Origin of the sequence: Bacillus clarus (assembly GCF_000746925.1) — a bacterium.
Classification (GTDB): Bacteria; Bacillota; Bacilli; order Bacillales; family Bacillaceae_G; genus Bacillus_A; species Bacillus_A clarus.
Window position 1 is genome coordinate 2329055 of the sequence record NZ_JMQC01000008.1, and the last position, 10946, is coordinate 2340000.

General features: G+C 35.4%; 10 protein-coding genes (1 of these 10 cut by a window edge). 6 read left to right on the plus strand and 4 right to left on the minus strand.

The annotated features are described in order from the left end of the window. Positions 1-29 precede the first annotated feature (29 nt). From jag to rpmH, 4 genes are all read right to left on the minus strand, one after another. A complete protein-coding gene (gene jag, locus DJ93_RS12840; protein WP_042981245.1) occupies positions 30-647 on the minus strand; it encodes an RNA-binding cell elongation regulator Jag/EloR in 618 nt (205 codons plus the stop codon). Continuing rightward, complete coding sequence (gene spoIIIJ, locus DJ93_RS12845) at positions 644-1411, minus strand: YidC family membrane integrase SpoIIIJ (RefSeq protein WP_042981246.1); 768 nt, start codon at positions 1409-1411, stop codon at positions 644-646. The genes jag and spoIIIJ overlap by 4 nt, the downstream gene beginning before the upstream one ends. A gap of 58 nt (positions 1412-1469) precedes the next feature. Next, positions 1470-1817 (minus strand): ribonuclease P protein component, encoded by a 348-nt coding sequence (gene rnpA / locus DJ93_RS12850; protein WP_042981247.1) that lies wholly within the window; start codon positions 1815-1817, stop codon positions 1470-1472. Between the two features lie 76 nt (positions 1818-1893). Continuing rightward, positions 1894-2028 (minus strand): 50S ribosomal protein L34, encoded by a 135-nt coding sequence (rpmH, locus tag DJ93_RS12855; protein WP_000831901.1) that lies wholly within the window; start codon positions 2026-2028, stop codon positions 1894-1896. A 564-nt stretch (positions 2029-2592) separates the two neighbouring features. Here rpmH and dnaA point away from each other — a divergent pair. The 6 genes from dnaA to gyrA form a co-directional block, all read left to right on the plus strand. Beyond that, on the plus strand, positions 2593-3933 hold the full coding sequence (gene dnaA, locus DJ93_RS12860) for a chromosomal replication initiator protein DnaA (RefSeq protein WP_042981249.1): 1341 nt from the start codon (positions 2593-2595) through the stop codon (positions 3931-3933). A 177-nt stretch (positions 3934-4110) separates the two neighbouring features. Further along, a complete protein-coding gene (gene dnaN / locus DJ93_RS12865; RefSeq protein WP_042981250.1) occupies positions 4111-5256 on the plus strand; it encodes a DNA polymerase III subunit beta in 1146 nt (381 codons plus the stop codon). A 128-nt stretch (positions 5257-5384) separates the two neighbouring features. Next, positions 5385-5597: a S4 domain-containing protein YaaA gene (gene yaaA, locus DJ93_RS12870; protein WP_003194149.1), complete on the plus strand. Its 213-nt coding sequence runs from the start codon at positions 5385-5387 to the stop codon at positions 5595-5597. Between the two features lie 12 nt (positions 5598-5609). After that, positions 5610-6737, plus strand: a complete 1128-nt coding sequence (gene recF, locus DJ93_RS12875) for a DNA replication/repair protein RecF (RefSeq protein WP_042981253.1) — start codon at positions 5610-5612, stop codon at positions 6735-6737. A 38-nt stretch (positions 6738-6775) separates the two neighbouring features. Beyond that, entirely contained in the window at positions 6776-8698 is a 1923-nt protein-coding gene (gene gyrB / locus DJ93_RS12880; RefSeq protein WP_042981254.1) for a DNA topoisomerase (ATP-hydrolyzing) subunit B, read from the plus strand. An 88-nt stretch (positions 8699-8786) separates the two neighbouring features. Next, positions 8787-10946 carry the 5' portion of a DNA gyrase subunit A gene (gyrA, locus tag DJ93_RS12885; RefSeq protein ID WP_042981256.1) on the plus strand. It continues 309 nt past the right edge of the window, so only the first 2160 of its 2469 coding nucleotides appear in the window; it begins with the start codon at positions 8787-8789; its stop codon lies off the right edge, out of view.

Consider the following 10946-nt stretch of genomic DNA (forward strand, 5'->3'; position numbering starts at 1 on the left):
AAATAACCGACACTCAATTGAGTGACCGGTTATTTGGAAGATATTACAACATGACGATGTGGTTCTTTGCCTTCAGAAGTTGTAATGATATTTGGATGATTAGATAATGCTTGGTGAATAATTTTTCTCTCAAAAGAAGGCATCGGTTCTAATACAACACTTTTTTTCGTGCTCATCACTTGTTTCGCTAATCGATAAGAAAGCGCCTCTAACGTATTTTTTCTTTTACTACGATAGTTTTCGGCATCAATTGTGATGCCAATATACTGCTTTGTATTACGATTCGCAACAAGTTTCGCTAAATATTGTAAAGAATTTAACGTATGACCTCTTTTTCCGATTAAAACACCTACATTTTCACCAGAAAGTGTAAATTCGATTTCTCGACCTTTTACAGTTTTTGTAATCTCCACATCCACACCCATGCTCTGAACAACATTTCTTACGTATTGTTCAGTTTCTTGGATTGGATCTTTTTTCAATACAACCTCTACTAAGGCCGGACGATTCCCGAATAAACCAAGAAACCCTCTCTTACCCTCATCGATAATATTTACATCAACGCGATCTTCTGAAACGTTTAATTGTCTTAAAGCATCTTGCACTGCCAGTTCGACTGTTTGTCCTTTAGCAGTAATTACACTCACTTGCTTGATCCTCCTGCCTTACTAGCCTTAATTTCCGGCCCTTTGATCATATACATTTGAGCGATACCAAAGATGTTACCAACTACCCAGTATAACGATAATGCTGCTGGGAAGTTAATTGCAAAGACTAAAATCATGATTGGCATAAGCCAAATCATCATTGCCATTTGTGGATTTTGTCCAGCAGTACCTGCCATTGCAAGTTTTTGCTGAATAAATGTTGTGATTGCCGCAACAACTGGAAGGATATAGTAAGGATCTGCATGACCTAAATCAAACCATAAGAAACTATGCTGCTTAATCTCCGCAGTTCTCATAATTGCATGATAAAACGCGAATAAAATCGGCATTTGAATAAAGATTGGTAAACAACCTGCTAATGGATTCACACCATTTTTTTGATATAACTGCATCATTTCTTGTTGCAGTTTTTGTTGCGTCGCTTGATCTTTAGAGCTGTATTTCTCTTTTAACTTCACCATTTCTGGTTGTAACGCTTGCATTGCTTTCGTGCTCTTCGTTTGTTTAATCATTAATGGTAATAATGCAAAACGAATAATAAGAGTCGTAACAACAATCGCTAAACCATAATTACTACCAAATAAGTTTGCAAAATACGTGATTAACTGAGAAAGCGGGTATACGAAATATTCATTCCAAATCCCTGTGCTTTTCGGTGTAATCGGCTGATTCGTTTCACTACAGCCGGTAGCAATCGCCATTAATGCAATAACCATGGCTAGTAAGCCTATTTTCTTTTTCACAGCCTGCTCCTCCTTGTTTCGGTATGTATATAGTGTAATTCATTTTCCTTTTCCTACGCTACTTGTTTGTTACTTTCATACCAGAGCGCTTAAAGGCATGAATTAAGCTTTTCTTCAATTGTTCATATGTCATATCTGCACAAGGCTTCCTTGCTATTATAACAAAATCTTTTCCAGAATCTATCTCATCTTTTACTTCTGTAATCGATTGGCGAATCATACGTTTAATTCGATTACGAACTACTGCATTTCCTATTTTCTTACTAACAGAAAGACCGATCCGAAAGTACGGTTGTTTTTCTTTTTCAAGTTGATATACAACAAACTGACGGTTTGCATTCGATTTTCCATTTTGGAAAACAGCTTGGAATTCTTCATTCTTTTTTATACGATTTTTTTTCTTCATATCAATTGACACTCCTGTATTTCATCAGCGGAAATTCATTATTACTAGAAAAAAAGACCACTGAACGATCAGTGGTCTACGCAGATAATACTTTTCTTCCTTTACGACGACGAGCTGCTAGCACTTTACGTCCGTTCGCTGTGCTCATACGGCTGCGGAAACCATGTACTTTGCTGCGCTTACGTTTATTTGGTTGGTAAGTTCTTTTCATTATATGACACCTCCCTGAGGAATATCTGTTAAAGACAGTCTTATAAATTATAGTTAATCAACTAGGAAAATGTCAATGGTTCTCGAAATTTTCATCAAATATTCATTTTGAACCTATTCACATACTTTTTCACAGCCTCTTTATTTTCTTGTGGATAAATACATTTTAGTTTTTTTTGTATCCACAAATTATTTTTTCACTTTTACACAGTATATCGTATTGTGGACAAGTTTATTCCACAAGGTATTGATTTTGTGGATAACTTTCTTAAATTCATTGCTATAGCTGTTTTTTTTTGATATTATAGTTGTGTTTTCACTTTGAATAAGTTTTCCACATATATAATTTATCCACAAATTGTGTATAACATGTGGACAGTTATACTCACATGTGGGTAAATATTTGTCCACATGCGGGTTTTTTGTCGAAAACTCTATCTCGTATACAGACGACGTTTTTAGGTTTTAAAATACGTTTCGTATAAATATACATCTCAAAATTTCAAGGTTGTACATTTGTTGCACAACCTTATTCTTTTACCATCTTTGCAAAGGAGGGACACCCTTGGAAAATATCTCTGATTTATGGAATAGCGCCTTAAAAGAATTAGAAAAAAAGGTAAGTAAACCAAGTTATGAAACGTGGTTAAAATCGACAACTGCTCATAATTTGAAAAAAGATGTGCTAACAATTACAGCTCCAAATGAATTTGCTCGCGACTGGCTAGAATCTCATTACTCAGAACTGATTTCAGAAACACTTTATGATTTAACAGGAGCCAAATTGGATATTCGTTTTATTATTCCCCAAAGTCAAGCTGAAGAGGAGATTGACTTTCCTCCTGCTAAACAGAAAAGAACAAATGATGAATCTAATCACTTACCACAGAGCATGTTGAACCCTAAATATACATTCGATACATTTGTTATCGGCTCTGGGAATCGTTTTGCACACGCTGCTTCCTTGGCAGTAGCTGAAGCACCGGCAAAGGCATATAATCCACTCTTTATTTACGGGGGAGTTGGACTTGGAAAAACCCATTTAATGCATGCAATTGGCCATTATGTAATTGAACATAATCCGAATGCGAAAGTTGTTTATCTATCATCTGAAAAATTTACAAATGAATTTATCAACTCTATTCGTGACAATAAAGCTGTCGATTTTCGTAATAAATATCGTAATGTAGATGTCTTATTGATAGATGATATTCAATTTCTTGCTGGAAAAGAACAAACACAAGAAGAGTTCTTCCATACATTCAATGCGTTACATGAAGAAAGTAAACAAATTGTGATTTCAAGTGATAGACCACCAAAAGAAATCCCAACTTTAGAAGATCGCCTACGTTCACGTTTTGAATGGGGACTTATTACCGATATTACGCCGCCAGATTTAGAAACAAGAATTGCAATTTTGCGTAAAAAAGCGAAAGCTGAAGGACTTGATATACCAAATGAAGTTATGCTTTATATTGCAAATCAAATTGACTCAAATATTCGTGAATTAGAAGGCGCGCTTATTCGTGTTGTGGCATATTCATCTTTAATTAATAAGGACATAAATGCAGACTTAGCAGCTGAAGCACTTAAAGATATTATTCCAAATTCTAAACCAAAAATTATTTCTATTTATGATATCCAAAAAGCCGTTGGGGATGTTTATCAAGTGAAATTAGAAGATTTTAAAGCGAAAAAACGCACAAAGTCTGTTGCATTCCCTCGTCAGATCGCAATGTATCTCTCACGTGAACTTACAGATTCTTCTTTACCGAAAATAGGTGAAGAATTTGGTGGACGTGATCATACGACAGTTATCCATGCCCATGAAAAAATTTCAAAGTTATTAAAAACGGATACACAACTGCAAAAACAAGTTGAAGAAATTAATGATATTTTAAAGTAGTAGCTGAATAGTGTGAATAACTTACCTTGTTTTACGCACAGTCTATCCACATGTAGATAGACTGTTTTTACATCTTTAAACGGGGTTATCCACATATCCACAAGCCCTATTACTATTACTACTATTCTTTATCTTTATTTAATAAATAAAATCTTATACTTACCGGAGGGTTTCGTTATGCGTTTTACAATTCAAAAAGAATATCTTGTAAGAAGTGTACAAGATGTAATGAAGGCAGTTTCCTCTCGTACAACAATTCCAATTCTTACAGGAATTAAAGTCGTAGCTACTGAAGAAGGCGTTACTTTAACAGGTAGTGATGCAGATATTTCTATTGAATCTTTTATCCCAGTTGAAGAGGATGGAAAAGAAATCGTAGAAATTGAACAATCAGGAAGTATTGTTTTACAAGCAAAATATTTTAGTGAAATCGTAAAAAAACTACCTAAAGACAGTGTCGAAATTTCTGTGGAAAATCATTTTATGACAAAAATAAAATCTGGAAAATCAGAGTTCAATTTAAATGGTTTAGATTCTGCTGAATATCCGTTATTACCACAAATTGAAGAACATCATGTATTTAAGATTCCAACTGATTTACTAAAACATATGATTCGTCAAACAGTATTCGCTGTATCAACTTCAGAAACTCGTCCAATCTTGACAGGTGTAAACTGGAAAGTATATAACAGCGAATTAACTTGTATTGCAACAGATAGTCACAGGCTAGCACTTCGTAAAGCAAAAATTGAAGGGCATAATATTTCTGATGAGTTTCAATCCAATGTTGTAATTCCTGGTAAAAGCTTAAGTGAACTTAGTAAAATTCTAGATGAGTCAGAAGAAATGGTAGACATTGTTATTACGGAGTATCAAGTATTATTCCGTACAAAACATTTATTATTCTTCTCTAGGTTGTTAGAAGGAAACTACCCAGATACGACACGTTTAATTCCAGCTGAAAGTAAAACTGATATTTTTGTAAATACAAAAGAATTTTTACAAGCAATTGATCGTGCTTCACTATTAGCGAGAGATGGGCGTAATAACGTTGTAAAATTATCAACATTAGAACAGCAAATGTTAGAAATCTCTTCGAATTCACCAGAAATCGGAAAAGTAGTAGAAGAAGTTCAATGTGAAAAAGTAGATGGGGAAGAATTAAAAATATCTTTTAGTGCAAAATATATGATGGATGCATTAAAAGCGTTAGATAGTACAGAAATTAAAATTAGTTTTACTGGGGCGATGAGACCGTTCTTAATTCGTACAGTAAATGATGATTCCATTATCCAATTAATTTTACCGGTTCGTACTTACTAAGTAAGAGTTTAGGGTTGCTAGTTTAAAGGTGCTAGTGACCCTTATTTGATTTTTTGGGTATTACTTTCCTAATGTTAGTTTATTTAGTACAATGAAAGAATGAACACTTTCAGAAAGTGAGCGATTTTATGAAACGTATTAAGATTTCAACAGAGTATATTACACTAGGACAATTTTTAAAGTTAGCTGACGTAATTGATACAGGCGGTGCTGTAAAATGGTTCTTACAAGAATATGAAGTTTACGTGAATCAAGAACTTGAAAATAGAAGAGGCCGAAAGTTATACGCAAATGATATTGTTGAAATTCCGGGAAACGGAACTTTTCAAGTTCAGGCATAAAGGGGGAGCCCTTTGTTTATTAAAGAAATACAATTAAAAAACTATCGCAATTACGATAATCTAGAGCTTTCCTTTGAAGATAAGGTCAATGTAATTATTGGCGAAAATGCGCAAGGGAAAACGAACCTAATGGAAGCTATTTATGTATTGGCGATGGCGAAATCTCATAGAACTTCTAATGATCGTGAACTTATTAAGTGGGACGAGGATTACGGTCAAATAAAAGGTAGATTACAAAAACGAAACAGTTCTTTGTCTTTAGAGTTAAATATTTCTAAAAAAGGAAAAAAGGCAAAGTTAAATCAACTTGAACAACAAAAGTTAAGCCAATACATCGGTGAAATGAATGTTGTCATGTTTGCCCCAGAAGATTTAAATCTTGTAAAAGGAAGCCCTCAAGTAAGAAGACGCTTTTTAGATATGGAACTTGGACAAATAGCACCTGTTTATTTGTATGAACTAAGCCAATATCAAAAAGTGCTCACGCAACGAAACCACTTGCTAAAAAAAATGCAAGGGAATAGTAAAAATGAGGAAACGATGTTGGATGTATTTACACTTCAACTCATTGAGCACGGTACAAAAATATTGCGAAAACGTTTTGAGTTTTTGCACTTACTACAAGAATGGGCTGCGCCAATCCATCGTGGGATTAGCAGAGGGTTAGAGGAATTAGAAATCGTCTATAAACCAAGCCTAGATGTATCAGAATCAATGGATTTGTCGAAAATAAAAGAAGTATACTATGAAAGTTTTCAGTCTGTGAAACAACGTGAAATTTTCCGTGGTACGACTTTAATTGGTCCTCATCGTGATGATTTACAATTCTTCGTTAATAGTAAAAATGTTCAAGTCTTTGGTTCGCAAGGACAACAACGAACGACCGCACTGTCCCTAAAATTAGCTGAAATTGAATTGATTTATTCAGAAGTTAAGGAATATCCAATCCTTTTATTAGATGATGTATTATCAGAACTAGATGATTATCGTCAATCACATCTGTTAAATACAATTCAAGGTAAGGTGCAAACATTTGTGACAACGACGAGTGTCGACGGAATTGAACACGAAACATTAATAGAAGCGAAAACAATTCATGTAACGAACGGCACGGTAGATTGTGAAATAGATAGGGCATAACCCCTGTTTAAATGGAAAAGTAGGTGATCTTTGTGTCAATGGAACAAAAGCAAATGCAAGAAAATTCATATGATGAAAGTCAGATACAAGTACTTGAGGGACTGGAAGCAGTTCGGAAACGTCCGGGTATGTACATTGGGTCTACGAGTGGAAAAGGACTTCACCACCTTGTGTGGGAAATCGTCGATAATAGTATTGATGAGGCATTAGCAGGATACTGTGATGAAATTAACGTTAGTATCGAAGAAGATAATAGTATTCGTGTAACGGATAATGGACGTGGTATTCCAGTTGGGATACAAGAAAAAATGGGACGTCCTGCGGTAGAGGTTATTATGACTGTTCTTCACGCTGGTGGTAAATTTGGCGGAGGCGGCTATAAAGTTTCTGGTGGTTTGCATGGTGTTGGGGCATCCGTTGTAAATGCCTTGTCAACAGAACTAGAAGTATTTGTACATCGTGATGGGAAAATCCATTACCAAAAATACGAAAGAGGTATTCCGGTTGCGGACTTAAAAGTCATTGGTGATACAGATCAAACAGGAACAATAACTCGATTTAAGCCAGATCCAGAGATTTTTAAAGAAACAACAGTATATGATTTTGATACGCTAGCAACTCGTATGCGTGAATTAGCATTTTTAAATCGTAATATTAAATTAACAATTGAAGATAAACGTGAAAATAAGCAAAAGAAAGAGTTTCATTATGAAGGTGGAATTAAATCATATGTTGAACATTTAAATCGTTCAAAACAACCGATTCATGAAGAACCTGTATATGTAGAGGGTTCAAAGGATGGTATTCAAGTTGAGGTTTCCCTTCAATATAATGAAGGATATACAAATAATATTTATTCATTTACGAATAACATTCATACGTATGAAGGCGGTACACATGAAGTTGGATTTAAGACTGCTTTAACGCGTGTAATTAATGATTACGGACGTAAAAATAGCATTTTAAAAGATGCGGACAGTAATTTAACTGGTGAGGATGTTCGTGAAGGATTAACTGCGATTGTATCAATTAAACATCCAAATCCACAATTTGAAGGGCAAACGAAGACGAAACTTGGGAACAGTGAAGCAAGAACAATTACAGAATCTGTATTCTCAGAGGCATTTGAAAAGTTCTTACTAGAGAATCCAAATGTTGCACGGAAAATTGTAGAAAAAGGTACAATGGCAGCGCGCGCACGTGTAGCTGCTAAAAAGGCTCGTGAATTGACACGTCGAAAGAGTGCATTAGAAGTTTCGAGTTTACCGGGTAAATTGGCGGATTGTTCTTCGAAAGATCCAGCAATCAGTGAAATTTACATCGTAGAGGGTGACTCTGCGGGCGGTTCGGCTAAGCAAGGACGCGACCGTCATTTCCAAGCAATTTTACCGCTTAAAGGTAAAATTATTAACGTCGAGAAGGCGCGATTAGATAAAATTTTATCTAATGATGAAGTGCGTACAATTATTACAGCAATTGGTACAAATATTGGCGGAGATTTCGATATTGAAAAAGCTCGTTATCATAAAGTTATCATTATGACAGATGCCGATGTAGATGGTGCACATATTCGTACCCTATTATTAACGTTCTTCTATCGTTATATGCGTCAAATTATTGAACATGGTTATATATATATTGCACAACCACCACTGTTTAAAGTACAGCAAGGTAAGAAAATTCAATATGCTTACAACGATAAAGAGCTTGAAAAAATATTAGCAGAATTACCAGCTCAGCCGAAACCAGGAATTCAACGTTATAAAGGTCTTGGGGAAATGAATCCAACTCAGTTATGGGAAACCACAATGGATCCAGAAGTACGTTCGTTACTTCAAGTTTCTCTTCAAGATGCGATTGAGGCAGATGAAACGTTCGAAATTTTAATGGGAGATAAAGTAGAACCACGTCGTAACTTTATCCAAGAAAATGCAAAATACGTGAAAAACCTTGATATTTAAGTGAGTAATGACAGGAATCTAAGTGTTCCTGTCTTCTACATATAAATCAATGTATGTGTAACGGAAACGTAAGAGGAGGTGCTCGTTGATGTCAGACAATCAACAACAAGCACGAATTCGAGAAATTAATATTAGTCATGAAATGCGTACCTCATTTTTAGATTACGCAATGAGTGTTATCGTATCTCGTGCATTACCAGATGTTCGTGATGGATTAAAACCGGTGCATCGTAGGGTTTTATATGCGATGAATGATTTAGGAATTACAGCTGATAAAGCTTATAAGAAATCAGCACGTATTGTCGGTGAAGTAATTGGTAAGTATCACCCTCACGGTGATTCAGCTGTTTACGAGACGATGGTACGTATGGCGCAAGATTTCAGTCAACGTTATATGCTTGTTGATGGGCATGGTAACTTTGGTTCTGTTGATGGTGATTCAGCTGCGGCAATGCGTTATACAGAAGCAAGAATGTCTAAGATTTCTATGGAATTAATACGTGATATTACAAAAAATACAATTGACTATCAAGATAACTACGATGGTTCTGAAAGAGAGCCAATTGTATTACCAGCGCGTTTTCCTAATTTATTAGTAAATGGTACAACAGGTATTGCGGTTGGTATGGCAACAAATATTCCACCACACCAACTTGGAGAAGTAATTGATGGCGTATTGGCATTAAGTCATAATCCTGACATCACTATTGCGGAATTAATGGAGTGTATTCCAGGACCAGACTTCCCAACAGCAGGTTTAATTTTGGGACGAAGTGGGATTCGAAGAGCTTATGAAACAGGCCGAGGTTCTATTATACTTCGTGCTAAAGTTGAAATTGAAGAGAAGGCAAATGGTAAACAATCTATTATCGTAACTGAACTGCCTTATCAAGTTAATAAGGCGCGATTAATTGAAAAAATTGCAGAATTAGTTCGTGATAAGAAAATTGAAGGTATTACAGACTTACGTGATGAATCGGATCGAAATGGTATGCGTATTGTTATGGAAGTACGTCGTGATGCCAATGCCAATGTACTGTTAAATAATCTATATAAACATACAGCACTTCAAACAAGTTTCGGTATTAATATGTTGTCTCTTGTAAATGGAGAGCCACAAGTACTAAATTTAAAACAAAATTTATATCATTATTTGGAGCATCAGAAAGTAGTAATCCGTAGACGTACTGCTTATGAATTAGAAAAAGCAGAGGCACGTGCTCATATTTTAGAGGGATTACGAATTGCTTTAGATCACCTTGATGAAGTTATTACTTTAATTCGTAGCTCAAAAACAGCGGATATTGCGAAGCAAGGTTTGATGGAACGCTTCGGTTTAAGCGAGAAACAAGCGCAAGCGATTTTAGATATGCGCCTGCAACGCTTAACTGGATTAGAACGTGAAAAAATCGAACAAGAATATCAAGACTTAATGAAGCTAATTGCGGAATTAAAAGCGATTTTAGCAGACGAAGAAAAAGTCCTTGAAATTATTCGTGAGGAATTAGCCGAAGTAAAAGAACGCTTTAATGATAAGAGACGCACAGAAATTACGATTGGCGGTATGGAATCTATTGAGGATGAAGATTTAATCCCAGAACAAAATATCGCGATTACACTTACTCATAATGGTTACATTAAAAGGTTGCCAGCCTCTACGTACAAAACACAGAACCGTGGGGGACGTGGTGTACAAGGAATGGGTACGAATGATGATGACTTTGTCGAACATTTATTAACGACGTCTACTCATGATCATATTCTATTCTTCACAAATAAGGGTAAAGTATACCGTACAAAGGGATATGAAATTCCAGAGTATAGTCGTACGGCAAAGGGTATACCAATTATTAACCTATTAGGAGTAGATAAAGGTGAATGGATCAATGCCATTATTCCAATTCGTGAATTTGGTGACGATCAGTTCCTATTCTTTACAACGAAACAAGGTATTTCTAAGAGAACACCACTTTCATCATTTGCAAATATACGTACGAACGGTTTAATTGCAATTTCGCTTCGTGAAGAGGATGAAGTAATCTCTGTACGCTTAACATCTGGTGATAAAGATATTATCGTTGGAACAAGTAACGGCATGTTAATTCGCTTTAATGAACAGGATGTACGTTCTATGGGACGTAATGCCGCAGGTGTAAAAGCTATTACATTAGGTGATGAAGACCAAGTTGTAGGTATGGAAATCGTAGAAGAAGATATGAATGTATTAATTGTAACAAAAAATGGTTAT